The organism is Streptomyces sp. NBC_00009, assembly GCF_045040855.1.
In the GTDB taxonomy this organism is placed as follows: Bacteria; Actinomycetota; Actinomycetes; order Streptomycetales; family Streptomycetaceae; genus Streptomyces; species Streptomyces aureus.
Map to the genome: position 1 here is coordinate 1,583,809 of NZ_CP108312.1, position 26,079 is coordinate 1,609,887.

The 26,079-nt window shown below is 68.4% G+C and carries 19 protein-coding genes; 4 read left to right on the forward strand and 15 right to left on the reverse strand.

Going from position 1 to position 26,079, the window contains the following annotated elements:
- The first annotated feature begins 182 nt into the window (after positions 1-182).
- Complete coding sequence (locus OHA58_RS07110; RefSeq protein ID WP_405477487.1) at positions 183-2,438, forward strand: MMPL family transporter; 2,256 nt, start codon at positions 183-185, stop codon at positions 2,436-2,438.
- A 75-nt stretch (positions 2,439-2,513) separates the two neighbouring features.
- Here OHA58_RS07110 and OHA58_RS07115 read toward each other — a convergent pair whose 3' ends face one another.
- Positions 2,514-3,473: a CDP-alcohol phosphatidyltransferase family protein gene (locus tag OHA58_RS07115; protein WP_405477489.1), complete on the reverse strand. Its 960-nt coding sequence runs from the start codon at positions 3,471-3,473 to the stop codon at positions 2,514-2,516.
- A 387-nt stretch (positions 3,474-3,860) separates the two neighbouring features.
- Between OHA58_RS07115 and OHA58_RS07120 the strand changes: the two genes are divergently transcribed.
- Positions 3,861-4,958: a DegT/DnrJ/EryC1/StrS family aminotransferase gene (locus OHA58_RS07120; protein WP_405477491.1), complete on the forward strand. Its 1,098-nt coding sequence runs from the start codon at positions 3,861-3,863 to the stop codon at positions 4,956-4,958.
- Positions 4,959-4,999: 41 nt separating this feature from the next.
- On the forward strand, positions 5,000-5,992 hold the full coding sequence (locus OHA58_RS07125; protein WP_405484832.1) for a Gfo/Idh/MocA family oxidoreductase: 993 nt from the start codon (positions 5,000-5,002) through the stop codon (positions 5,990-5,992).
- 9 nt (positions 5,993-6,001) lie between these two features.
- Here OHA58_RS07125 and OHA58_RS07130 read toward each other — a convergent pair whose 3' ends face one another.
- Positions 6,002-6,394, reverse strand: a complete 393-nt coding sequence (locus OHA58_RS07130; RefSeq protein ID WP_405477493.1) for a GtrA family protein — start codon at positions 6,392-6,394, stop codon at positions 6,002-6,004.
- 144 nt (positions 6,395-6,538) lie between these two features.
- Here OHA58_RS07130 and OHA58_RS07135 point away from each other — a divergent pair, with 144 nt between their 5' ends.
- Positions 6,539-7,507, forward strand: a complete 969-nt coding sequence (locus tag OHA58_RS07135) for a glycosyltransferase family 2 protein (protein WP_405477495.1) — start codon at positions 6,539-6,541, stop codon at positions 7,505-7,507.
- 37 nt (positions 7,508-7,544) lie between these two features.
- Here the strand turns inward: OHA58_RS07135 and OHA58_RS07140 are convergent, their stop codons facing one another.
- The 13 genes from OHA58_RS07140 to OHA58_RS07200 form a co-directional block, all read right to left on the reverse strand.
- On the reverse strand, positions 7,545-8,168 hold the full coding sequence (locus tag OHA58_RS07140; protein WP_405477497.1) for an acyltransferase: 624 nt from the start codon (positions 8,166-8,168) through the stop codon (positions 7,545-7,547).
- A 61-nt stretch (positions 8,169-8,229) separates the two neighbouring features.
- A complete protein-coding gene (locus tag OHA58_RS07145) occupies positions 8,230-8,679 on the reverse strand; it encodes a hypothetical protein (protein WP_405477499.1) in 450 nt (149 codons plus the stop codon).
- Between the two features lie 48 nt (positions 8,680-8,727).
- Positions 8,728-10,779, reverse strand: a complete 2,052-nt coding sequence (locus OHA58_RS07150; RefSeq protein WP_405477501.1) for a N,N-dimethylformamidase beta subunit family domain-containing protein — start codon at positions 10,777-10,779, stop codon at positions 8,728-8,730.
- Positions 10,780-10,857: 78 nt separating this feature from the next.
- Positions 10,858-12,240, reverse strand: coding sequence for a hypothetical protein (locus OHA58_RS07155; RefSeq protein ID WP_405477503.1), 1,383 nt, complete (start codon positions 12,238-12,240; stop codon positions 10,858-10,860).
- Positions 12,241-12,390: 150 nt separating this feature from the next.
- Positions 12,391-14,043, reverse strand: coding sequence for a hypothetical protein (locus OHA58_RS07160; RefSeq protein WP_405477505.1), 1,653 nt, complete (start codon positions 14,041-14,043; stop codon positions 12,391-12,393).
- Positions 14,040-16,283, reverse strand: a complete 2,244-nt coding sequence (locus OHA58_RS07165; protein WP_405477507.1) for a CDP-glycerol glycerophosphotransferase family protein — start codon at positions 16,281-16,283, stop codon at positions 14,040-14,042. The genes OHA58_RS07160 and OHA58_RS07165 overlap by 4 nt, the downstream gene beginning before the upstream one ends.
- Before the next feature lie 47 nt (positions 16,284-16,330).
- A complete protein-coding gene (locus OHA58_RS07170; RefSeq protein ID WP_405477508.1) occupies positions 16,331-18,559 on the reverse strand; it encodes a CDP-glycerol glycerophosphotransferase family protein in 2,229 nt (742 codons plus the stop codon).
- Between the two features lie 22 nt (positions 18,560-18,581).
- Positions 18,582-20,834 carry a CDP-glycerol glycerophosphotransferase family protein gene (locus OHA58_RS07175; protein ID WP_405477509.1) on the reverse strand — a complete coding sequence of 751 codons (2,253 nt, stop codon included), beginning with the start codon at positions 20,832-20,834 and terminating at the stop codon, positions 18,582-18,584.
- Between the two features lie 95 nt (positions 20,835-20,929).
- Complete coding sequence (gene mgt / locus OHA58_RS07180; protein ID WP_405477511.1) at positions 20,930-22,141, reverse strand: macrolide-inactivating glycosyltransferase; 1,212 nt, start codon at positions 22,139-22,141, stop codon at positions 20,930-20,932.
- A gap of 64 nt (positions 22,142-22,205) precedes the next feature.
- Positions 22,206-22,661: a MaoC family dehydratase gene (locus OHA58_RS07185; RefSeq protein ID WP_405477513.1), complete on the reverse strand. Its 456-nt coding sequence runs from the start codon at positions 22,659-22,661 to the stop codon at positions 22,206-22,208.
- A 52-nt stretch (positions 22,662-22,713) separates the two neighbouring features.
- Positions 22,714-24,201 carry an acyl-CoA synthetase gene (locus tag OHA58_RS07190; protein WP_405477515.1) on the reverse strand — a complete coding sequence of 496 codons (1,488 nt, stop codon included), beginning with the start codon at positions 24,199-24,201 and terminating at the stop codon, positions 22,714-22,716.
- 11 nt (positions 24,202-24,212) lie between these two features.
- The gene (locus OHA58_RS07195; RefSeq protein WP_405484834.1) at positions 24,213-25,091 is read right to left on the reverse strand and encodes an amidohydrolase family protein; all 879 of its coding nucleotides are present in this window, start codon (positions 25,089-25,091) and stop codon (positions 24,213-24,215) included.
- A gap of 16 nt (positions 25,092-25,107) precedes the next feature.
- Complete coding sequence (locus OHA58_RS07200; protein WP_405477517.1) at positions 25,108-26,034, reverse strand: SDR family NAD(P)-dependent oxidoreductase; 927 nt, start codon at positions 26,032-26,034, stop codon at positions 25,108-25,110.
- Between the last annotated feature and the right edge of the window lie 45 nt (positions 26,035-26,079).

A 26,079-nucleotide genomic window follows, 5' to 3' on the forward strand; every position in this document is an offset into this window, starting at 1 on the left:
AATTCCCCATAGATGTAGGGGCCTTCAGTCCTCCTGAGTGGGGAGCACGCCCCGCCCGCAAGGAGGAGGCGGGCCCCCGCCGGCTCACCGGGCAGCACGACGAGACGCACTTATCGGGCCCATACCTTCGATACGGAGGTGGCGGCACGGTGCTGTCACCGCACACAAGGGGGCAGTCCGTCATGGGGAACCGAGACACGCGGGTACGGGGCCTGGCGGCCCGGGCCGGCGGCTGGAGCGTGCGGCACCGATGGGCTGCCGTGGGGATCTGGGTGCTGTTCGTGGTCCTGGCCATGGGGATCGGCTCGGCCGCCGGCCGCGTCGACGTGTCGGACAGCGATCAGCTCCAGGGAGAGACAACACAGGCGGCGCGCATCATCGACGACGCCGGTATCGAGGAGCCCGCGGGCGAGACCGTGCTCGTCCAGGGCAGGGACGGCAACGTGCGGGCGACGGACGCCGACTTCCGGCGGGCCGTCGACGAGGTCGTGAAGGCGGTCCAGGGCACCGGCGCCGTCACGAACGTGAAGTCGCCCTACGACCCGCGGGCGAAGACGGTCTCCAAGGACGGCCGCAGCGCGCTCGTCCAGTTCGACATGCGCGGCGACCCCGGTACGGCGAGCGACCGCGTCGAACCGGTGCTCAAGGCCGTCGAGAAGGTCCAGCGGACCCATGGCTCGCTGCGGATCGAGGAGATCGGCGGCGCGAGCATGGGCAAGACGTTCGAGGACGCCTTCGGCAACGACTTCCAGCGGGCCGAGTACTCGGCGGTCCCGGTCGCGCTCGGCATCCTCCTCATCGCGTTCGGCGCGCTGGTCGCCGCGCTCCTCCCGGTCGCCCTGGCCCTCACCGCGATCATGGCGACGATGGGCCTGATGGGCATCGTCAGCCACCTCCAGCCGATGAGCGACACCGCCAACTCCGTGATGCTGCTGGTGGGTCTCGCGGTCGGCGTCGACTACTGCCTGTTCTATCTGCGGCGCGAGCGCGAGGAGCGGATGAAGGGCCACGACCCGCAGACCGCGCTGCGGGTGGCGGCGGCGACGAGCGGCCGGGCCATCATCGTCTCGGGTGTCACGGTGTGCGTGGCGATGGCGGGCATGCTGTTCACGGGGCTCGCCGAGTTCCAGGCGATGGGCCTCGCCTCGCTGATGGTCGTGGCGGTCGCCATGGTGGGCTCCGTGACGGTGCTGCCGGCGCTGCTCTCGCTGCTCGGGGAGCGCGTCGAGAAGGGGCGGCTGCCGTTCCTGAACCGCGGCAGGCGACGTAACGGGAGCGGGGCTCCGGAGGGCAGCCGGTTCTGGCAGGCGGTGCTGCGCGTCGTCCTCGCCCGGCCCGCCGTGTCCGTGGTCGTCGCGATCGGCGCGCTGCTCGCGGTGACCGCCCCGGCGCTCGGCATGAAGACCCAGAACCTCACCCTGGACCAGGAGTTCGGCGACTCGCTGCCGATCGTGGCGACGTACGACCGGCTCAACGACGCGTTCCCCGGCGGCTCCGAGCCGGCCGAGGTGGTCGTCAGGGCCGCCGACATCAACGCGCCCGAGGTGCGGAGCGCGATCGCCGACTTCCGTGCGGCGGCGGTCGGTTCGGGCGCTTCGCGCGGCCCGGTGGACCTCACCGTGCACGGCCGCGAGAACGTGGCGTTCATCAGCGTCCCGCTGGTCGGCGGCTCCGACCAGGACAGGGCGGAGAAGAGCCTCGCGCTGATCAGGGACCAGGTGCGCCCGGACACGCTCGGCAAGGTCGACGGGGTCGAGGCGCCCGTCACCGGTCAGGTCGCGGGCTCGAAGGACTTCAACGACCAGATCGTCGGCTCGGTGGTCCCGGTGTTCGCGTTCGTCGTGGTCTTCGCGTTCCTGCTGATGCTGCTGTCGTTCCGCTCACTGACGGTGGCGATCACCTCGATCGCCCTCAACCTGCTGTCCGTGGGCGCCGCTTACGGCATCCTGGTCGCCGTCTTCCAGAACGGCTGGGGCGCATCCCTGGTCGGCGCGGAGGGCGTGGGCGCGATCATCTCCTGGCTGCCGCTCTTCCTCTTCGTGATCCTCTTCGGGCTCTCGATGGACTACCACGTGTTCGTGGTGTCGCGGATCCGGGAGGCGCGGCTTCAGGGACGTACGAACAAGGACGCCATCACGCACGGCGTGGTGACGACCGCGGGCGTGGTCACCAGCGCGGCGGTCATCATGGTGGCCGTCTTCGCGATCTTCGGGACGCTCTCCATGCAGTCGTTCAAGCAGATGGGCGTGGGCCTGGCGGCCGCGGTGCTCATCGACGCGACGGTCATCCGCGGCATCCTGCTCCCCGCCGTGATGGCGCTGCTCGGCGAGCGGAACTGGTACCTGCCGAAGTGGCTGCACCGGCTGCCCGACCTGACGCACGACGAGGTGGCCGCTCCCCCGCCGCCGGCCGTGACGGACGAGAGGGTGGGGGTGTGACGACAGCGTACGGCTGAGGTACGCGTCGGGGGGTGCCCCGCGGGACCGTCGGGTCCGGCGGGGCACCCCTCACGTTCAGGCCGCCGCGGCCTGCCGGCTGCGCTGCGCGAACGAGTCGATCGTGCGCGTGAAGTCGCGGGTCGACAGCAACAGCTTGTAGATGATGGCGAGTTCGAAGAGGAGCAGAAGCGCTCCGGAGGCGATCGTCGCCCACAGGACCTGGTCGATCAGCGGGCCGATCATGAAGACGCCCATCTGGAACTCGATCCCGCTGATCAGATGGGTACGGATGCGGTGGCGGAGCAGGAACGAGCGCATCCGCAGGTATACGGGGAAGCGGCTCCTGAACTCCTGGTGCAGGTCGACCACTTGGGGCGCGGGCTGCGGTGCGGCCTCCGCGATCCCCTGGGCCGAGTGTGCCTTCTGGAGGTCCTGCTCGATGTCCGCCTCGGGGTTGTCGCGGAGCAGGTCCTCCATGAAGGCGAGCTCGGCCTCGTTCTCCGCGCGCCGCGCCTCCTTGACCCGCTCCTTGATCTGCTTGCGCATGGAGTGGCGGATCTTGAAGATCTCCAGGGAGTTGATGTAGCGCAGGGTGTCGAGGCCGACGACGGCCAGGGCGAGCCAGATGTAGAGCTCGTCACCGGTGCGTTCGTACTGACCCGCCATGAGCGCGACCCCGCACACCATGACGCGGATGCGGTCGAAGACGAAGTCCAGCCAGGCGCCGAAGACCGACCCCTGGCCGGTGAGCCGGGCGACCTTGCCGTCCATGCAGTCGAGGACGAACGACAGGTGGTAGACGACGGCGCCGGCGATGAGCCAGCGCCAGTCCCCCAGCCAGAAGAGGACGGCGGAGCCGAGGCCCAGGATGAAGGCGCCCCAGGTGATCTGGTTCGGGGTGATTCTCGTACGCATCGCCGTGAGCCGCACCAGCGGCGTGGCGACCGGGTCGACGAGGAGCACGGTCCACCACGCGTCCCGTTTCTTCTGGGTGATGCGGCGCACCTCGTCGAGGGGCGGTATGTCTCGGCGCATGGCTGGTCAACTTCCTGGCGTTCGAGGTGAGTTCATCTCACGCTAGAAAGCACTTCATACGAGGTTCAAGTAGCGCAGCGTGCAACCTTTGGCCGGGGGTAACGGTCGAACCCCATGACCAAGTCGATGACTTCGCCAGGCGCCACCTGCGTTACCCGAGCGTTATGGAATGACCTGACCGTTACCTAAAACGCGCGATCACTTCACGCCTCCCGTGGAACCGGGCCGCCGACTACGTGGCCGAGATGGCGAGCACCTCATTCGGGCAAATCACCTCATCCTACGCATACTGCCTTCCGGGTTGATTGGTGGTGCCATCAGAAACCCCTGACACGGAACTGCGGTTAAAGGCAGGCCGACTCCCTCGCTCTCGAACGGAGACTGCCCGTGTGCGCGTCCAGCCTGCCCATCCCAGCCGCCCGGCCCGTGATCGGCGAAGCCGAGATCGAAGCCGCCGTACGCGTCCTGCGTAGCGGCCATGTCATCCAGGGGCCAGAGGTGGCCGCCTTCGAGGAGGAGTTCTCGGAGCTGGTCGCCGACCGTAGCTGTGTAGCGGTCAACTCCGGCACCTCCGCGCTGCAGCTGAGCCTCATGGCGCTCGGCATCGGAGCTGGCGACGAGGTGGTGGTGCCCTCCTTCTCGTTCGCCGCCACCGCCAACGCGGTACGCCTGGTGGGCGCCGAACCCGTCTTCGCCGACATCACGCCCGGCACCTACTGCCTCGATCCGCTCGCCGCGGCGGCTGCGATCGGCCCGCGAACCGCGGCGCTGATGCCGGTGCATCTGTACGGACACCCCGCCGCCATGGACCACTTGATGCCGCTCGCCGCGCGCCATGGCCTCGCCGTCGTCGAGGACGCCTGCCAGGCGCACGGCGCCGCCCTGCACGGTCAGCCCGTCGGAACCTTCGGGCAGGCCGGATGCTTCAGCTTCTATCCGACGAAGAACATGCACGCGCTCGAAGGCGGCATGATCACCACCGCCGATCCCGAACTGGCCCGCACCCTCAGACTGCTCAGGAACCAGGGCATGGAACAGCGGTACGAGAACGAGATCGTCGGCGCCAACATGCGGATGACCGACGTCGCGGCGGCCGTCGGCCGTGAGCAGCTGAAGCAGTTGCCTGCGTGGACCGAGCAGCGGCGGGCCAACGCCAAGGTGCTCGACTCCCGTATCGAGGGGCTGTCCGTGCCGCAGGTGGCCGATGGCGCCCGGCACGTCTACCACCAGTACACCGTCGCCATCCCCGACGGCCGCAGGGACGCCGTACAGCAGGAACTGGCGCGGCAGGGCATCGGCAGCGCGGTGTACTACCCGACGCCGATCCACCGTCTGAAGCCGTACCACGACCCGGTCGGCCCTCCCCTGCCCGAGACCGACCGCGCTGCCGCCGCGGTGCTCTCGCTGCCGGTCCACCCGACCCTCGGGCAGGGCGAGCTCGAGCGTGTCGCCCGGGCCGTGAGCGTCGCCGGAGGTGCCCGGTGAGCAAGCAGACCCTGCGTGCGGGACTTGTCGGTCTGGGGGCGATGGGACGCAACCACGCCCGGGTGCTGTCGTCGCTCGACGGCGTCGAACTCGTCGGCGTCATGGACCCGGCGGGAGACGCCACGGGCGCTGCACGTGGCGCCCCGGTCGTCGCCGCCCTGCCTGAACTGCTCGCGCTCGGCCTCGACTACGCCGTGGTCGCCTGCCCCACCGCGCTGCACGAGGAGATCGGCCTCGCCCTGGCCGCGGACGGCGTGTGCGCGCTGATCGAGAAGCCGCTCGCCCACTCCGCGGCTGCGGCCCGACGACTGGTCGACGCCTTCGACAGGGCCGGTCTGATCGCCGGGGTCGGGCACATCGAGCGCTTCAACCCGGCGTTGCAGAGCCTGCGTTCGCGCCTGGAGGCGGGCGAGCTGGGTGAGATGTTCCAGGTGGTCACGCGGCGGCAGGGGCCCTTCCCGCAGCGCATCGCGGACGTGGGCGTCGTCAAGGACCTGGCGACCCACGACATCGATCTCACCAGCTGGGTGACGGGGTGTCACTACGCTTCCTTGGCGGCCCGCACGCTCTCCAAGAGCGGCCGCCCGCACGAGGACATGGTCGCGGTCGTCGGTGAGCTCACCAACGGCACCATGGTCAGCCACCTCGTGAACTGGCTGAGCCCGCTCAAAGAGCGCTTCACGGCGGTGACCGGTGAGCACGGCTGCTTCATCGCGGACACCCTCACCGCGGACCTCACCTTCCATGCCAACGGCGCCGTCGCCACGGAGTGGGAAGCGCTGAGCACCTTCCGCGGAGCCGCCGAGGGCGACATGGTCCGGTACGCCATCCCCAAGCGCGAGCCGCTGTTCGTCGAGCACGAGCGGTTCCGCGACGCCGTGGAAGGCAAGGGCACGGACATCGTCACCCTCGAGCAGGGGCTGAGGACGGTCGAGGTCGCCGAGGCGGTCCTCGACTCGGCACGGCGGAAGACGGACCTGCCGCTGCAGAGCCCGCACCCCCGGAATCTGGCGGCGGTCACCCAGCGGTCGTGAGGTGCCCGGTCACGGCAGTCGGGTCGGCTCGGGCCTGCCCGGACTGCCGTGGCTTCGCACACCGGGCGGCCTGAAGACCCACCACCGAAATACGCCGTAATTCACCACCGCATTGACGATGGTCGACGTGGTCTTCGCCGCTACATAGGGCAAGCCCAGAGCTGTCAACCCGGTGACCGTCGCCACAGTTGCACTGTAATTCAGCCCGACGAGCACAAGATATTTGGCAAAGGCCGGTCCGGCCAGTGCGCCGCTGCGAAATACGAAAGCCTTGTTGAGGCCGAAATTGACCGCCAGTACGGTCACAAACGCCAGCGAGGTGGCCGCGGCCAACGGCATACGAAGTCCGCCGTGCAGCAGGACCAGCGTCCCGACATCGATCAGGTAGCACAGCCCTCCCACAAGAAGGAACCTTGTCGTATCAGCCGAGGAAAAGCGACAAACGGTGTCCCACAGTTTCCGTACGATTTCTGGTACCTTCCCCCCTGCTCCAGCCCATCGTCGCAGACGGGCTCCAGTTGAAGAACCGTGAGAGGTTTTTTCTCCGTGTATCAAAATATGAAAGTCGCGGTTGTGGTGCCGGCGTACAACGAGGAAAAGTTGATCGCCCGGACGATCAACACCACGCCCGATTTCGTCGACCATATCGTGGTGATCGACGACGCCAGCAGTGACTCGACGGCCGTCGAGGCGATCGACGCCGGCGACCCGCGGGTGGTGCTCATCCAGCACGAGAGAAACACCGGGGTCGGTGGAGCGGTCTGCGACGGGCACAAGGAGGCATTGCGGCTGGGGTGTGACGTCTCGGTGGTCATGGCGGGCGACGGGCAAATGGACCCGGCCTATCTTCCCGCCCTGCTGGCTCCGATCTGTGACGGGACCGCTCTCTTCACGAAGGCGAACCGCTTCTACTCGCGCGACTCCTACCGCGGCATGCCGAAACACCGGATTCTCGGCAACGTCATCCTCTCCTTCATGACCAAGCTGGCATCCGGGTATTGGCACCTGTTCGACCCCCAGAACGGGTACACCGCGATCCACCGGGCGGCGCTGGAACGGTTGAACCTCGACCGCGTGGCCAAGGACTACTCATTCGAAAACGACCTGCTGATCAATCTGAACATCCTTCGGATCCCGGCCTGCGACGTCCCGATTCCCGCGGTCTACGGGGATGAGGTGTCAACCATGCGGATGCACAAGGTCATTCCGGCATTGATTGGCCAGCTGGCTCGCGGGTCCGGCCGACGCGTCGTCCTGAAGTACGTCGTCTTCTCCTTCTCGCCGATCGCTCTCCTGCTCCTGGCGGGACTGTTCCTGATCGCCTTCGGCAGCGCGGCAAGCACGTGGGTATTGGTCCACACGCTCGGGCCTGCGAGCGCCAGCGCAGGAAGTGTCCTGCTGGCAACCATGCCGATCCTCACCGGAATTCACTTTCTCATCGGCGCCCTCATGCTCGATATCCAGGAGAGCCCGGACCGCCCAGCCGCCACCGCCGCGATCAAAGGCTCCGGATGAAGTCCGCCGCAGCCGGACCCATGGCGGCGTTCTCGCATCAGACCTCCGTGAGAACGCCGTCGTTCTCGGCGTGCAGGACGCCGGTGCCCGGGCATTCCCACATCCCGGTTGAGCCGGGGACCTCGCTGAGCCGCAGGCCCGCACGCCCCACCCAGCCGATGTGACGGGCCGGGACGCCGGCGACAAGGGCGAAGTCCGGCACGTCCCGTGTGACCACGGCACCGGCGGCCACCATCGCCCAGCGGCCGACGCGGACCGGAGCCACGCAGACCGATCGCGCGCCGAGCGACGCGCCCTCGGCGACCGTGACCCCCACGGGCTCCCAGTCGGCACCTCGCTTGGGCCGCCCTTCGGGGTCGACCGAGCGCGGGTTGTGGTCGTTGGTCAGCACGACCGCGGGACCTACGAAGACACCGTGGCCGAGCTCCGCCGGCTCGTAGACCAGGGCGTGGTTCTGAATCTTGACCCCGTCGCCGATCCGGACTCCGGGGCCGATATAGGCGCCCCGCCCCACCACGCAGTTGTCGCCCAGCACGGCCGTCTCACGGATCTGGGCGAGCTCCCACACGGCGGTGCCGGGGCCCACCGCAGCCGACTCGTCGACCTGGGCCCAGGCTGCGATCCGGACCGGAGCGAGCGGCGCTTCACTGTTCTGCTTCATGTGCTGTGGAACGACCCAAGGGGTGTCCGGGTTCGGGGACTTGGCCCGTTCTTCTTCCCTCCTACCAGCCTGCCGACTCTTCGCCGCAAACAGGGCCGAGGGTGATGCAGGCGGTCCCAGCCTCTTCGCACACATGCAGTGTGAAACAGTGCTGGATGGCGCCATAGAAGTAGCCGGTAGCGGTCTCCCCTGCCTTCACCGTTTCCGTGACCCTGCCTGATTCAGGCCCCCCGGTCGTATCCACGTACCACACCGTGTAGGTCATCGGCCGGGCGCCGCCATTTGTGATGACGTACTGGAGGCCGGTTACATCCTGGACTTCTCGTGCCGTGACGCAGACCCTCGTGCTGCCCAGATTTCCGCAGGTGCTGGTTGCCTGCCGTTTCTCTTTCGCGGTAGCCGGCTGTTCCTCTTGCCCTGACTCCGCACCAGCAGTCGAGGCGGGAAGGCCCAGCGCAATCGCCGCGGCCGCGGCGCCGACCAGTACGGTGCGACGCGAGGTCTCCTTCATATTCTCTCCTCTCCTCGTCGGCGGTACCTGATCTTGTGTGTCAAGACACTAGGCCACCGCTTTCGAGAAAACGTTCAGCAGGATCTTCTGGATCGCGGTGTCGAACGGAATGCTGCCGGTGAAGGACAGGGAGCCGGCCGTGAACACCCAGCCCTTCGGGGAAACGGGCGGCACGTAGAGCATTTCGGCCCCGCCCGAATTGTTGAGCCCTTCCGCGATAAGTACGGATCCGGGCACGGCGGCCTGTCGACGGTCGACCTCCCAGCCGCTGGCGGCGACGTCGTAGGAGACGCTGCCGATGGTATCTCCCACGTTCAGACCGGTTCCCGCCGTAAAAGGATTGTTATCGGTGTCGCGCACCTTGTACGGGGCGAAGGACATATACGTCGGCGGGAAGTGCGATACGCCCAGGATTTGCGATTCGGACTGTCCGGAATCTGCGAAAACATCTCGTGAGCCGTTGGGCCGTCGGAAAATGACTGCGTTACCGTCCGGCGTGTACTGCATCCGTTCGTAGATTCCGTTCCCGCCCAGGTAGATGATGCGGCCGCCGTTGTTCTGGAAGGCGGCAATGTTGTCACGCGCGGTTTGCGTGAAATACTCGGGATGGGTGGTCAGCACCAGCACCTTGTAATTCCCGCCCTGTGCAGGTGTCCGCAGCCAGTCGGCACCCGTCGCATGCAGGTCGTTGTCCGCGTAGCAGTCGTACTGGATGTTCTGTGAGCTCATCCATCGAAACAGCAGCAGGTCACTGTAGAGCAGGTGGTCGATGATTCCGGTCGCGGTCACATAGGAGTTGTCCCACGAGGTTCCCATATTGGGGCGCTGCAGGGTGACGGTCCGCTGCGCACCGGATTGACCGGTCGTATATTGATTGTGCCCGCCCCAGAAATTGTAGGCGTTATAAGTATTGGTCGGCACCAGGACGGCGATCTGTCGCTGTGGCGATGAGGGCCGCACGACGAACATCACGTTGTGTTCTTTGCCCTGGGGTGATTTCAATTGTGATGCGTATACGCCCGAAGGCCAGCTCGCCCCGGTCCCCACGGATACCGAGAAGGACGGATTCCACCCGCACCCTGCGCTGTGATATCCGCTCCGCAGCAGCTGGAACTGCCCGGTTCGGGTGGCGGGCGGGGTGACTGTGACGGGGCCACCGGAGGCAGGAGCGAGGCGAACAGTGGACGACGTGTACGAAGGGAACGTCGTGGAGACATGGATGCCGAGACTCGTGCCCTGTCGAGTGGACAGTGACGTCGGATAGCCCTGCAACGCCGCCGAATTCTCGCGGGTGAAACCCGACCCGACCACGGTGCCGGACCCGCTGGCCCATTGAACGCCGCTGGTATCGACGGTCTCGGAGTTGAGCAGGCGATACCACTGGAGTTGGTTGTCGGGGCCCGGCGGATTGGCGGTGCTCGTGTTGATCTTGTACACGGCACCGGAACCGTTGGAGAAAAGGCCCCTCTCGAACGGCCCCAAAATGGTGGTGTCGACAGGCGCGCCACCGTTCGCCCAGTTGAACGATCCAGTTGAGCTGAGATAGCGGAACCAGCTGAGCGCGCTGCCGTGCCGCGTTCCAAAAATAACGCCGTTCGGGTCGGCGAACAGTTGGGTGTAGGGCTGCCATTTCGAGCCGATCTTCGCACCCGAATTCGCCGCCCAGCTGAAGGAGCCGTTGGTGCCGGTGTATTTGTACCAACGCAGGTCCCCGTTGCCATCCTGCGCGTAGAGGACGTTGCCCCACCCGCCGATGACACGCGGGAAGTTCCACTGGGTACCGATGCGACTGCCGCTTGCCGAGTGCCAGCTCCCGGCGCCGGTGCCGAGGTTGGACAGGATGTATCGGTACCAAATAAGGTCCCCGTTGGGCAGGAACGCGAAGATCTGTCCGTCGGCGGCGGCCAGGACGAAACGGAATTTCTGCCATCCGGTGCCGATGAGCCGAGGGGCACCAGAATTTGCCCAGGAGGCGGGGGTTCCCGTCATCCAATTGATATGCCGATACCAATACAGATTTCCGTCGGCCTGAATCGCGTAGATAATTCCGTTTCCGCCGGGAACCAAACTCAAGAACCGCTGTTGAGGGTCATAGGCCATGTCTTTTGATGCCCTTTCAGATAACCGTCGTGGGCATGATCGTGCGTTATTGGTCCACGTGCAAGAATCGACACGGTCTCATCGGGCCGAGGCCCGTAGGGCGGGGATCAGCGACAGGCAGAGCACGCCGATGAACAGCGGCGCTGCCATGTAGCGGAAGCTCGGCGCGGGATTGGCTGCGAGCACGGTGAGCTGCACGCCGAGGGTGACGCCCGCCAGGGCGAGCAAGGGACGGCAGCGGCGGGCCCGGGCGAGCAGGGCGACGAGCGCGTAGGTGGCGTAGCACCAGGTGGCGCCACGCCAGAAGAGCCACTCGAGCTGGGGGACGCGGAAGGCGGAACGGCCGAAGGTGGCCGCGTGGTTGAGGGTCCGGGACAGCGGCCGGGCTGTGAGCACCGGCCGGTACGGGCTGTCCTGGATCGGGCGGAAACCCCACAGGTCGGCGGGGATCGATGTGCCGTACGTCCATGTCCTGGCGCTCATGCCCCGCGGTCCGGGGAAGACCGCCCAGGCAATGTGCGCTCGGCACAGCCGCGCGCCGAAGATCTGCTGGGGGGACGTGCGCAGGACGCGCCACCACAACCGCACCAGCGGTTCGGTGAGCCGGTCGGCCGCGGCCCGGTCCAGCGAGGGGCTGTAGTAGAGCACGTCGGACACATAGCAGTTGGTGCCGGCGCCCTGCCAGATCGAAAGCGGCGCCACCCCGGCCATGAGCCGCAGATCATCCGGGGTGAACAGGCCGGGCGCCTGCGCAAAGGTCACCGCCAGGTCGGCGTAGTGCAAGTTGTAGATGAATGCCTTGCTCGGCTGCTCGACGCCGGCCGCCGGATAGACGACGAGCATGAGCAGCAGCGTCAGGGCCGTGGTGGCGGCAGCGAGGCCGGCGATCATGCGCCGGGCTCCGGGCAGCGCCAGGAGCAGGGCCAGCGATGCGATCACGGACATCGGGAAGCCGTTGTTGCGGAAGAGGTCGACGCCCAGGAGCCCGGCGCACAGCAGCAAGAGCTCCGAGCTGTGCAGACGGCCGTTCCACGTGCCGTTCGAGCGCCTACCCAGGAGCCGTACCGACACTGCGAACACCAGCACCGCACAGATCGTGAACGGCACGTCCTTCCAGACGAAGACGGTGAAGGACCCGAGCGGTGGAGCCGCCGCGCAGGCCACCGCGGCCGGTGCGCTCCATCGCCCCCGTACACCCAGAGTCCGCAGGCTCGCGCACGTGTAACCGAGTACCGCGGACATCGCGACCGTCTGCAGCAGCGTCAGCGCCGCGAAGTCCCCCGTGATGTTGAGGGTCAGCCAGACCAGCGAGTTGTAGAGCACCGAGTGGTCCGAGCGCCAGTGGTCGGTGGTGACCTGCCACGTGTAGACGACCGAGTCCATGCTCATCAGACCCGGGTGGAAGGCCGCCCACCACAGCAGGTAGCAGGCCTGGCACGAGAGGAAGACGGCCAGCGGCAACCGTAGTTCCGGAGGTACGCGCGACCAGAGGGCCCGGGCCTTCGTGGCCGTCTTCACATCGGACCGGCCGGAACGGACTTGTTGTGGGGGATAAACGGAGATCTCCTGGGCGTTCGGACACCGGGCGGTTCCAGCTGCTCCGTGCGCTTCTCACGGGATGTACTCCACGTTCTTCGGTGAGGTGGGTGAGGTCGCTGCGGTGGTGGATGGTGTCGCTCGGGACGCCGGGGGCGGGACGACGGGGCGTCCGGCACCGCGCAGCGCGGGAATGAGTGACAGGCAGAGCACGCCGATGAACATGGGGGCCGCCATGTAGCGGAAGCACGGCGAGGGGGTCGCGACGAATACGGTGAGCTGATTGCCGAAGGTGACGCCTGCCAGGGCGAACAGGGGGCGGCAGCCACGGGCCCGGGCGAGCCGGGTGACGAGCACGTAGGTGGCGTAGCACCAGATCGCGCCGCGCCACAGGAGCCACTCCAGCTGGGGAACGCGCGAGGCGGCATACGCGAAGACGCCGACGTCGTGGAGGGCTTGGGACGGGGGCTGGGGCTGGGCCGCCTGTCGGTAGGGGCTCGTCCGCATCTCCGGGTACCACTTGTAGAACACTGGGTTCACCCAGTTGAGGGAGTTGTACGTCCTGCCTCCTTGATCCTGCGGCCCGGGGAAGACGGCCCAGGCGATGTGCCCGCGGCAGATCCGTGCGCCCATCACTTTCTGGGGGGCCTTGCGCAGGGTGCGCCACCACAACTGCACGAGGGATTCGTTGAGTTGGTCGGTGACATGCCCCTTCAGCTTCCGGTACAGCGGGTCGGAGGCAAAGCAGGTGGCTCCGGTCGTACGCCAGTCCGAGAGCGGCGCCGCCCGGGCCATCAACCGCAGATCATCCTGGGTGAACAGGCCCGGCGCCTGCGCATAGGTCACCGCCAGGTCGGCGTAGTGGAGGTTGTAGACCAGCGCCTTGGGCGGCTTCTGGATGCCGACCGCCGAATAGACCACGAGCATCAGCGTCAGTGTCACGGCGGTGGTGACGGTGACCAGCACGGCGATCACGCGGCGGGCCCCGGGCAGCACCAGAAGAAGGCTCAGGGCGGCGATCACGGCAACGGGGAAGCCGTTGTTGCGGAAGAGGCCGATTCCGAGGAACGCGACGCACAGCAGCAGGAGTTCGGAGCGTCGCAGGTGGCCGTTCCACCTCCCCTGCAACCGCCTGCCCACCAGTCGTACCGTCACGGCGAAGGCCAGCACCGCACAGATCGTGAACGGCACGTCCTTGCCCACGTAGACGGTGAACACACCGAGCGGTGGAGCCGCCGCGCAGGCCACCGCGGCCGGTGCGCTCCACCGTCCGCGTACGCCGAGTGTGCACAGGCTCGCGCACGTGTAACCGAGCACCGCGGACATCGCGACCGTCTGCAGGAGCGTCAGCGCCGCGAAGCCCCCGGTGCTGTTGAGGGACAGCCAGAGCAGGGAGTTGTAGAGGACCGAGTGATTGGAGATCCAGTGGTCGGTGGTGACCTGCCAGGTGTAGGCGAGCGCGTCGTAGTCGATCAGGCCTGGGTAGAACGCCATCCACCACAGCAAGTAACAGGCCTGGCAGGAAAGGTAGACGACGAGCGGCAACCGCAGCGCCGGCGGTACGCGCGACCACAGCTCGTGGGCCCTGGCTGCCGCCGTTGAGGAATGGAGCCGGGAACGGGGCGCTGTGGCTGTCATGGCGGAGATCTCCAGGGCGTTCGGACCGGAGCGGCGAGCGGAAGGTGAGAGGAAGGACAGGGCGGTGGCCCACGCTGCGGCCCTGGTCATCGTGTGCCGTCCGGGACTGCGGGGTGCGCGGCGTCGCGGAGCTGTCGTGCGTCCTGCTGAGGGATGGCCGACGGGGGGTGCTCCTGGCCGAGCATGATCAGGGAGACCACCCGGGCGGCCGCGTGCCCGTCGTCGTACGGACAGAACCGTCGGCGGAAGGCGGCGCGAAGAGCGGCGGAGCGCGCGTCCTGCCATGCCCCGGAGGCGAACAGATCCGTCAGCTCTCCGGTGCTGGTGGAGACATGGCCCGGCGGCTCGGCCGGCAGATCGAGGTAGGCGCCGCGGGCCGCCCGGTACGCCGCCCAGTCGTCGCCGTGGACGATGATCGGGCGGTCCGTGTTGGCGTAGTCGAACATCAGGGACGAGTAGTCGGTCACCAGGGCGTCGGAGACGAGCATCATGTCCTGTACCGAGGGCTCGTCGGTGACGTCGAGGAGCTGCCCGCGCCGCTGGAGGTCGCGCAGCTGCAGATCACGGATCTCGGCCTTGGCGTCCCTCGGGTGCAACCGGACGAGCAGGGTGACCGTCGGCCCCAGCTCCCTGACCAGGTGCTCGAAGTCGAGCCGCGGCACGTACGACTTGCGGTGGTCGCGCCAGGTCGGGGCGTAGAGCACCACGGTGTTGCCGTCCGGGACACCGAGCCGCTTGCGCAGGGCGACCGTCCGCAACGCGTCCCCCCGCACCAGCACGTCGTTGCGCGGGGCGCCGGTCGGCAGTGAGGTGAAGTGACAGGGATAGGCGCGGTCCCAGATCTGCTGCGCGTACGGACTGGAGACCAGGCTGAAGTCCCAGCGGTCCGCACGCCGGAGCATCGCACGGACATCGACGTGATACTTCGCGGCCGGGCGGCCGAGCAGGTCGACGCCCATGTGTCCCAGGGGCGTCCCCTGGTGGGTGTGCACATGGATCTGCCCCGGGCGCTTCACCAGGCCGAGTGTCCAGTCGACGTTGTTGACGAAATACGTGGCGCGGCTCATCACCCGGTGGTAACCCGGTGTGTCCGGGGCGACGTGGTCGATGCCTCCCGGCAGCCGCTCCACGTCGTCCGGCCGCACCACCCACACCGGGTGGATGTGCGGGGCCAGCATCCGGGCCACGTCATGGATGGCCGCCGGATCGCCGAGCACACCACGGTGCCAGAAGGCCGAGTACACGGCGAGATTCGGATCGAGCGGGCGCCGGCGCTGGGTCCCGGCGATGGCTCTGTTGATCCGCCGTGTGGTCGCCTTGCGCACCTCGCTCTTCTTGCGGAGGGACGCGTTGCGCAGCCGCGCAGCCAGCACGCAGGCCTGGAACACGGGATAGGGGCTGCCGGGGAGCAGGCGCCACTGGGTGCGGTAGGCGTCGTCCGGCGGGGTGAAACCGTCCGGCTTGTAGCGCCGGTAGAGCCCCACTGTCTCCCGGTAGAAGGCGGCCCGGTCCTCGGGCAGTACTCGCTCGCCGAGCGGCATCGTCGCCAGGAAGTGGTTGATCATCCGCTCGAAGAGGAGCGGCCTCGCCCCGTCCAGTTCCGGGTGTTCGTCGAGAAACGCGAACAACCCCGCGTACTGCGCGAAGATGTCGAAGTGCCTGCGTCCCGGGGTGCGGGTGATCGCGCCACGCCTGCGCTGCAGATACTGGACGCACACCCGGTCGAGACAGGCGATGCGGCGGGCGCACATCAACGCCTGATAGGTGACCGGGGCGTCCTCGTAGAGACCCTGCTGGTAGGTGAATCCGTGGCCGGTGAAGAAGTCGCGACGGTATGCCTTGTTCCAGGCGACCAGGAACAGATGCAGATACTGGGGACTGCTCATGATGTCGAACGTGTCCGTGCCCGCGGAGGCGAGCAGATCCGCCGTCATGCTCCTGCCGCCACGGCCCCACCAGTGCGTGCGCACATGGTCGAAGACGAGAACGTCCGGGTCGCCAGTGACGGCGAGCCGCTCGTCGATGGCTCGCAGTGCTCCGGGGGTGTAGCTGTCGTCGCTGTCGAGGAAGAGCAGATAGTCGCCGGTGGCGTGGCCGACCCCCGCGTTGCGTGCCCGGCCGAGGCCGACGTTTTCCGGCAGGTGGACCGCGGTGACCCGTGCGTCGCGCGCCGCGTACTCGTCGATGATGTTGGCGCAGTTGTCGGGTGAGCAGTCGTCGACCGCGATGACCTCGATGTCGGTGCAGGACTGCGTCAGGATCGAGTCGAGGCACTCGCGCAGGTAGCCCTGGACCTTGTAGACGGGGACGATGACGCTGAAACGAGGCACGGGCTCTTCCACGGTCGTGAGGGATGGGGGCGTGCGGTTCGGACGGGTCAGTGGTGCGGGACGCGGGCTGCGGCCGGGGCCGGAACGCGCTCGCCCAGCGGAACGACCGGCGGCAGGGCCTCGGCCGGCTCACCGAGCAGCACCCGGCGCACCACCCGCTCCGCGGCAAGCCCGTCGTCGAATTCGCAGAACCGCTCACGAAACGCGCCGCGCAGCCGGGCCGCGGCCTCGCCGTCCCACTCACCGCCGCGGAAGATCCGCGTGAGCTCGTCCTGGGTACGGGCCACCGGACCCGGCGGCGCGGCGAGCAGATCGAAGTAGACGCCCCGTGTCTCCCGGTAGATGTCCCAGTCGTCGGCGTACACGACGATCGGGCGGTCGAGGTTGGCGTAGTCGAACATGATCGACGAGTAGTCCGTGATCAGCGCGTCCGCGGCGAGGCACACCTCCTCGGGCGAACGGTGCTCCGTCACGTCGATCAACGCGCCGGAGCGCAGCATCCCTTCGAGGCCTGCGGCCCCCTCGTAGGAGTGGTGGGCCCGCAGCAGCACGACGAACTCCTCGCCGAGCGCCTCGCAGAACGCGACGAGGTCCAGCTGGGGGAGGAAGTCCGTGCGGTAGTCGCGGTGGGTCGGCGCGTACAGCACCGCGATCCGTTCCTCGGGGACGCCGAGGCGGCGCCGGATCGCGGCCACGTCCTCGGCCGTCGACATGTAGAACGCGTCGTTGCGCGGATAGCCGACGTCCAGACTCTCGTACTCGCCCGGGTAGGCCCGCTCCCAGACCTCGGTGGAGTGGCGGTTCGAGGAGAGGTTGAAGTCCCAGCGGTCCACGCGCTGCAGGAGCTTGCCGAGCGGGCCGGCCGCGGCCGCCGCCGCCGGGAACTCCACCTGGTCCACGCCCATGCGCTTGAGCGGGGTGCCGTGCTGGGTCTGCACATGGACGGTGCCGGGGCGCTTCTTGACCGACATCTCGAAGTTGACGTTGTTGAAGGTGTACTTGGCGGTGGCCATCACCTCCCAGTAGCGGGCGCTTCCGATCACCACGCTCTCCACGTCCTCCGGCATCTGCCGCGCGTGGTCCCCGGTCGCCAGAAAGACCGTTTTGATGTGCGGGGCCAGACGCCGCGCCGCCGCGTGGATGGCGGCGGGGTTGCAGCTGTAGCCGCGACCCCAGTACGAGGAGAAGACAGCGAGGTTCTCGTCGACCGGCCGTCTGAGGAAGGCCCCGTACGGGTTGCCGGTCCGCTTGCGCAGTCTCCTGAGGAGCCGTCCGACGGGCCGCGCCATCCTGCCGAGGCAGTGCTTCGTGCCGCGCAGTGCGCGGAATGCCGTGTAGGAGCGGGAAGCCAGCAACGCGTGCTGCAGCCCCACGCTGCCTCCTGGCGGGCGGTGGCCCGTGGGTCGGTGCTGACGGTAGAGCCGGGCGGCCCTGCGGAAGTACTGTCGCCGCAGCGCGGGCCTCGGCAGCCGTGCGGGCGATGCCGCGGTCTTGAGCACCCCGCACACCAATTGGTGGAAGACCCTGCCGAGCAGCGCCGCGTTCGGCTTCAGCTCCGCCGCCCGGCGCATCACCAGGTCGAACTGGTCGAGCAGATCCATGTGGTGGAGTCCGGGGATCTGGTTCCGGCTGCCTTGGCGGCGCAGCAGATGGCGTACGCAGATCCGGTCGAGCAGCGCGATCCGCTCGGCCCGCAGCGCGGCCAGCACGCTCCACACCGTGTCGGTGAACATGCCGGGTACGAAGGCCAGTTCGTGCCGGGACACGAAGTCGCGCCGATAGGCCGCGCTCCATGCGGGCACCAGCACATCGGGCAGCGCGGGGTGCTGCTCCACGGTAAAGGTCCCGGCCGGGGCCCCCTGCCACAGCCGCTCGAGCGTCGCCCCCCAGCTCCCGTCGAACCAGTGCACCCGCTCATGGTCGAAGAGCAGCAGATCGGGCTCTTCGGACTCGGCGAGCCGGGCGTCGAGGATTCCCAGTGCACCGGGCACCAGCGTGTCGTCGCCGTCGAGGAAGAGCAGGAACTCGCCCTCAGCAACGGCGATCCCGGCATTGCGTGCGCCCGGCAGGCCGTGCCCCGGTGGCGAGTGCACCACCTTGATCCGCGGATCGCGGTCCGCGTGTGCGGCCACGATCGAGGCACACAGCCCTTCCGGGGCGCTGACGACGGCGATCAGTTCGAGGTCGGCGAAGGCCTGGCCGAGCACCGAATCAAGACAGTCGGGCAGTCGCCCCGGCCCGTCGTGGGCGGGAACAACAACGCTGAAGCGGGGCAACACACTCTCCTTCGGTGGGCGTTCAAGCAGCGCTGGTGGGCAGGGTCACGGTTACCTCCGGCTCCGTCTGCGGACCGGATGCCGCCGGGGCCTTTGCCGGTTGCCGCTCGTCCAACGGCACGACGGACGGCAGGCCCGCCGTCTCCCCGAGGAAGACATGCCGCACGACCCGCTCGGCGGCGCCCCCGTCGTCGTACGGGCAGAAGCGGCTGCGGAATGCGGCCCGCCGCTGGGCGGAGCGCGGGCTGCGCCACTCGCCGGTCGCGAAGATGTCGATCAGCTCGTCCTCGCCGGTGGCGACCGCGCCGGGCGGGAAGGCCCAGAGGTCGAAGTAGGTGCCGCGGGCCGCCTCGTAGGCCTCCCGGTCGTCGGCGTACACGACGATCGGGCGGTCCAGATTGGCGTAGTCGAACATCAGCGAGGAGTAGTCCGTGACCAGCGCGTCGCTCGCCAGGCAGAGGGATTCGACGCAGGGGTGGTCCGAGACGTCGACCAGCCGGGACGAGCCCTTGCCCGCGAGCGGAATGCCGGAGAGGTGGTGGGCGCGGGTGAGCAGCGTGAAGCTGGGGCCGAGTGAGCGCAGCATGCGTTCCAGATCGATCGCGTGGCGCTGGGTGCGGCGGTAGTCCCGGTGTGTGGGGGCGTACAGGATCGCGACCGAATCCCGGGGGATGCCCAGGGTCGCGCGCAGCCGGGCCACGTCCTTGCCGGTGGCGTGCTGGTAGATGTCGTTACGCGGATATCCGTACTCGAGCGTGGTGTAGGCGGCGGGGTAGACCCGCTCCCAGACGAGCGTGGAATGGCGGTTCGCGGACAGGACGTAATCCCACTTGTCGCAGTTGGCGAGCATGCGCCCGACGTCGGTGTCGCCGACTGCGGCGGGCCGGTCGAGCAGGTCGAGGCCCATGTGCTTGAGCGGGGTGCCGTGCTGGGTCTGCAGGAACACCTGGCCCCGGGCTTTGACGAGTCTTCGGTCGAAGTTGACGTTGTTGACCAGGTATTTGGAGCGGGCCAGCGCCGTCCAGTACGCGGCCGAGCCGGGGGTGAGGCGACGGGTGGCCGCCGGGATCGTGTGGTCGTGCGAGGGGCCCGCGATCCAGGCGGTGCGGATGCGGGGCGCCACTTCGCGGACCTTCGCCTCGATCGCCGCCGGGCTGCAGGCGTAGCCACGGCCCCAGTAGGCGGAGAACACGGCGTCGTTCTCGCGCAGCGGAAGGAGCCGTTGGATGCGGTAGTGGATCTGGAGTGCGGCCGCCCTGACGGCACGGTATGCGGCGACGGCAGCGCGGTGGACGTGTCGCTGGAGGGCTCGTGCGCGGTACAGGGCGCGGTAGCTGCGGTGCGCGCCCAGGCGTACCAGGGCGTGCCGGATTCTGGTGCGCGCTCGGGGAGTCGCGCCCGGGCAGCGGTAGCGGCGGCTGTAGGTGCGGGCCTGGCGCAGAAACGCTGCGCGGCTGCCGCGCAGCAGCCGGTCGCGCGCCGTGAACACCGTGCTGAAGTGGTCGAGCATCCGGCGGAAGACGAAGGGGCGCCAGCGTGCCAGTTCGGGGTGCGCGTCCAGGTAGGCGAAGACCCGGTCGTACTGGTCGAAGATCTCGAAATGCCTGCGCCCGGGGGAGCAGGTGATCGCTCCCTGTCTGCGCTGCCGGTACCGCACACAGACCCGGTCGAGCACCGCGATCGAGTTCGCGGTCACCAGCACCGGATAGGTCCAGGAGACGTCCTCGTAGTAGCCGGGAGCGAAGGTGAAGCCCGCGCGCTCCAGGAACTCACGGCGGTAGGCCTTGTTCCAGACGACGTGCAGGACTCTCAGCAGGCCTGGCCTGTCGTCCAGGGTGAACGCCGCCGGGCCCTCCTCGGTGAGCTGGGCCGTGACGACGTTGGGGGCCGTCCTCCCGGTGCAGTACGTCCGTTCGTAGTCGTAGACCAGGACGTCGGGGGTGTCCGTGTTCTTGAGCCGGTCCGAGATCGCGTGCAGCGCGTCAGGGGTGAGGGAGTCGTCGCTGTCCAGGAAGATCACATACTCGCCGGTGGCGCGTTCGAGCCCGGCGTTGCGGGCTCGGCCGAGACCCGTGTTCTCCGTCAGATGGATGGCGCGCACACGCGGATCCCGGGCCGCGAACTCGTCGATGATCGTTCCACTGCCGTCCGGTGAGCAGTCGTCGATCGCGATCAGCTCAAGATCCGTGAAGGGCTGCTCCAGGACGGATTCAAGGCATTCATGCAGATATGCCTGCACCATATAAACGGGGACAATCACACTGAACCGTGGCAATACGAATCCATGGGTCGGCAGCGGCGTATTGCCCGAAAACGACCGATAGCATCCGAAGTTACGCTGAATATGGCATATGGGGGACTCCCGGGTGATCAGGGGGCGAAACCGCCGCCCCTCCCCGCCGCCTCCACCAGGTCGGCTGCCCGGGCCGTGCCGCCCTCGCCCGCCATGTCCGCCCGGATCTCCTCGAGGCGGCGCGCCACCTCGGGATCGGCCGCCATGGCGAGTACCGCCTCCCTGAGCGTCGCGGGCGTGGCCTCCTCCATCGGTACGTGGCGTGCGACGCCGAGCCCCTGGAGCATGTCGGCGTTGCCGAACTGGTCGACGGCCTGCGGGACCGCGACCATCGGCGTCGCGGTGACGAGGCCCTCCTGACTGCCGCCCGCGCCCGCGTGCGTGATGAAGGCGTCGGCCTGCCTCAGGATCGCCAGCTGCGGCACCCAGGGGTGCACCTCGACGTTCGAGGGGATCTCCCCGAGCTCCTTCTCGTCGATGAACTTGCCGATCTGGAGCACCACATGCCAGCCGGGCAGGTCACCGAAGGCCTCGATGCAGGCGCGGTAGAAGGCGGGCTGCTTGGTGAAGGTCGAGCCGAGCGAGACGAGGAGGATGTTCTCCGCGCCGGCCGGGCGCTGCCACTCGCCCTGCGCCGAGCGGTCCCCCTGACAGGCGCCGACGAAGGTGTAGCGGCTCTCGTCGACCCGGTCGGCGTTCGGCTGGAGCGCCTTGGGGATGAGGACGAGGCAGCGGTCGGGGCGGCCCATGAAGTCCTCGACCGAGAGGTCGATTCCGTTCGACCGGATCCATTGCTCGAAGTTCTCGTAGAACGCCTTGCCGCGCGGCGTCTGCTTCAGCGGCTCGAACATCGGCTTGCCGACCTCTTCCTCGTAGCCCTCCCAGGCCACGAGGTTCGGTGAGAACTGCACGATCGGGACGTTCCAGCGGTGGGCCAGGACGCGGGCGGGGTAGGCGGTGATGTCGTAGAGGACGAGGTCCGGCTCGTCGTCCTCGTAGAGGCCGATGAGCTGCGGCAGCGCCTGGACCGCGTCGGTCAGGAAGGGTTCGAGGTTGTCGATCAGCTCCGTGCCCCACGCGTCCGGGTCGTCGTCGGTGGGCAGCGTCGAGTGCCAGATCTTCGGCTCGGCCCCGGCCTCGGCGACCTTCTCGGCGAACTGCGGCGGGATCGCGTACGTCACGCGGTGCCCGCGGGCGACGAGCTCCCTGATCACCTCGATGCTCGGGTTCACGTGCCCGTGGGCGGCGATGGAGAACATGGCGATATGGGCGTTGCTGGGGACGGTCATGCCGACACCGTAAGCGAGACGAACCGTCTCGTGCAACTTAATAATGTCGCCCTTTCGCCGACACCTACGCGTAGAACCGGGAGACGCTCTGCAGGACGCACGCCGGCTTGGCCGCTCCCTCGATCTCGACGGTGCCGTCGACCGTGATCTGCACGCCGCCCGGCACGTCCTCGACTCCGGCGAGGCGAGCGGCCAGGCGGATACGGGAGCCCGCCGGCACGGGGGCGGGGAAACGGACCTTGTTCAGGCCGTAGTTGACCTTGGTGGTGACGCCTTCGACGTCCAGGAGCTCGGTGAACATCGGGATGAAGAGGGAGAGCGTCAGATATCCGTGCGCGATGGGCGCGCCGAAGGGGCCTTCCTTGGCCCGCTCGGGGTCGGTGTGGATCCACTGATGGTCGCCGGTGGCGTCGGCGAAGGTGCCGATCCGCTCCTGCGTGACGTCGGTCCATTCACTGGAACCCAGGTCGCTGCCGGCGAGCTTCTTCAGTTCGGCCAGGCCGTTGACGGTGATGCCCATGAGGGGCTCCTTCGGTGCGTGCTGATGTGAGTGCGATACGAGTAGGAGGGGGTCATGAAGTGCCGTGCAGGCGGCGGACGTCGGCCTTCACGAGCTTTCCCGAGGCGGTGCGAGGCAAGGCGTCCACGACGACGGCCGACTTCGGGATCTTGTACGGGGCCAGGCGTCCGGACAGCGACGCGAGGACCTCGTTCGGGTCGGGCGCGCGGCCTTCGCGGGCGACGAGGACCGCCCTGCCGACCTCACCCCACTTCTCGTCGGGTACGCCGATGACCGCGCACTCCGCGATGTCCGCGTGGGCGAGCAAGGCGTCCTCGACCTCCGCGGGGTAGATGTTCTCGCCGCCCGAAATGATCATGTCTTTGAAGCGGTCGACAATGGTGACGTAGCCGTCCGCGTCGATCCGGGCGGCGTCCCCCGTCCGGAACCAGCCGTCGGCGAACGCGGCGGCGCTCTCGCCGGGCAGGCCCCAGTAGCCGGGCATGACATGCGGCCCGCGCACCAGGACCTCACCCGTCTCGCCCGGCTCCACCGGCGCGAGATCGGGGCGCGCCACGCGTACGTCGCTGAAGAAGTGCGGCACGCCCGCCGTGCCCGCCTTGCTGACGGCGTGCTCGGCGTCGAGGAAGAGGGTGCCTGGCGCCGCCTCGGTCATCCCGTAGCCCTGCAGGAAGGTGAGTCCGCGGTCCTGGTAGGCCGCGATGAGCGGGGTCGGGACGGGCGAGCCGCCGCAGCTGAGCATCCGCAGCGACGACAGGTCGGCGTCCGGCCAGTTCGGTTGCCGTGTGAGCTGGTCGAACATCGTCGGGACGCCGAACATGAAGGTGACCCGGTGGCGCTCGACGAGTTCCAGGGTCGCCGCCGCGTCGAACGATCCCACCAGGACACAGCTGCCGCCCTTGAGCAGAACGGGCAGGGTGAGCATGTTCAGGCCGGCGGTATGGAAGAGCGGCGCCGCCACGAGCGCGATCTCGTCGGCGATCAGGTCCTGGTCGACGAGGACGTTGACGGCGTTCCAGGTGAGGTTCCCGTGCGTGAGCATGGCGCCCTTGGGCCGGCCCGTCGTCCCGGAGGTGTACATGATGATGCACACGTCGTCGGGGCCGACCTGCTCGTCGATCGGGAGGACCGGGGCGGCGGCCAGCAGTTCCTCGTAGGCCGGTCCGTCCGCCTCGACAGCAGTACGGATGCCCTGCAGGTCACCGCCCCTCGCGGCGGCGTGCAGCAGCACCGTGGCGCCGGAGTCCCGTATCTGGAAGGCCAGCTCGGGCTCGGCGAGCCGGGTGTTGAGCGGTACGAAGACCGCGCCGAGGAGCCCGGTGGCGAACAGCGCCTCCAGGAACGAGGGGTGGTTGGGGCCGAGGTAGGCGACCCGGTCGCCGCGCCGGACGCCGAGCGCCCGCAGGGCGTGGGCGAGCCGGGTGGTGCGCTCGTGCAGTGCGGCGTAGCTGACGGTGGTGTCGCCATGGATCAGTGCGGTGCGGTGCGGGGTCTTGCGGGCCCGGCGTGCGGGCCACGACCCCAGTCCCTCATTGCGCATCAAGTGCCCTTTCAGGAACCGGCATCGGCGAGTCCGAGCAGCCGGGCGGCGTTCTCCTTGAGGATCTTCGGCCTGACCTCGTCCTTGATCGGGAGCTTCGCGAAGTCGGCGAGCCAGCGGTCGGGGGTGAGGACGGGGTAGTCCGAGCCGAACAGCACCTTGTCCTTCAGCAGGGTGTTGGCGTACTGGACCAGCTGCTGCGGGAAGTACTTCGGCGACCAGCCGGAGAGGTCGATGTGCACCCCGGGCTTGTGCGTGGCCACGGCGAGGGCCTCGTCCTGCCAGGGGAACGACGGGTGCGCGAGGATGATCTTCAGATGGGGGAAGTCGGCGGCGACATCGTCCACGTGCATCGGGTTGGAGTACTTCAAGCGGATGCCGCCACCGCCGGGCACGCCTGCGCCGATGCCGGTCTGGCCGGTATGGAAGAGCGCGACGGCGCCGGTCTCCTCGATCACCTCGTAAAGGCCGTACGCCATACGGTCGTTGGGGAAGAAGCCCTGGATGCTGGGGTGGAACTTGAAGCCGCGCACCCCGTACTCCTCGACCAGGCGCCGGGCCTGCCGGATCCCGGCGCGGCCCCGGAAGGGGTCGATGCTCGCGAACGGGATCAGCACGTCGGGGTTGGCGTACGCGGCCTCGGCGACCTCCTCGTTGGGGACGGGCTCGGTGCCGGTGGCGGACTCGGCGTCGACGGTGAAGACGACGGCGGCCATCCGCCGCTCGCGGTAGTACGCGGCGGTCTCCTCGAGGGTGGGCTTCCGGTTCCCCTCGACCTTGAAGTAGGCGCTGGAGGCGGTGTGCAGGTCGTCGTCGAGGGAGGCCTGTCCCTTGGCGGATACTTCGGCGTGGGTGTGGACGTCGATCGCGACGAGTTCGTCCACGTCGATCGTGGTCATGGCGGCGTCACTCTCCCGGGATCTTCGGTGCGGGGATGCCGACGGTCTGCGGCTCGCGTCCGACCGACGTGTGCCAGGTCTCGGCGATCGTCCGCGGACTCCAGCCGCCGTCCGCGTAGGCGACGGACACCTCCTGCGGGTGCGACCACAGGGCGAGCTTGTCGCCGCCGATGCCGATGCACTGGCCCGTGACGTCCCGGGCCGCTTCGGAGGCGAGGAAGGGCACGAGTGCGGCGCAGTCGTCCGGTGTGCCGAAGCCCTCGCCCTTGCGCAGGAAGCCGGGCAGCGGTTCGCCGCCGCGCAGGGCGTCGACGTACGGGGCGAAGGCGGGGATGGTCTCGGTCATCGCGGTCGCGGCGACCGGCACGATGGCATTCACGGTGACGCCCGCGCGGGCCAGCTCCATGGACCAGGTGCGCGCCATCGCCGCTATCCCGGCCTTGGCGGCCGCGTAGTTGGTCTGCCCGAAGTTGCCGCGCTGGCCGGCCGGGGAGGCGACGAGGACCAGGCTGCCGCCCTCGCCCTGCTCGCGCATGCGCACGGCGGCGGAACGGGCGCAGGTGAAGGTGCCCCTGAGGTGGGTGGTGACGACGGCGTCGAAGTCGTCGTCGGTCATCTTCCACAGCACCCTGTCGCGCAGGATTCCGGCGTTGGTGACCATGACGTCAAGGCGGCCGAACTCCGAGACGGCCCGGTCGACGAGGCGCTCGGCGGCCTCGGTGGTGCCGACGGGGACGACCTCGGCGACGGCCCGGCCGCCGGCCTCGGTGATCGTCTTGACGGCCTGCGCGGCGACGTCCGCGTCGATGTCGTTGACGACGACGCTCGCCCCCGAGCGGGCGAGGGCCGTGGCGTAGGCGAGGCCGAGTCCGCGGCCGCTTCCGGTGACGACGGCGACCTTGCCGGAGAGGGAAATTGAGGGTGTGTCAGGCACTGAGCGGGTCCTTCCAGGTACGGGTACCGGCCGACGAGAAAGACG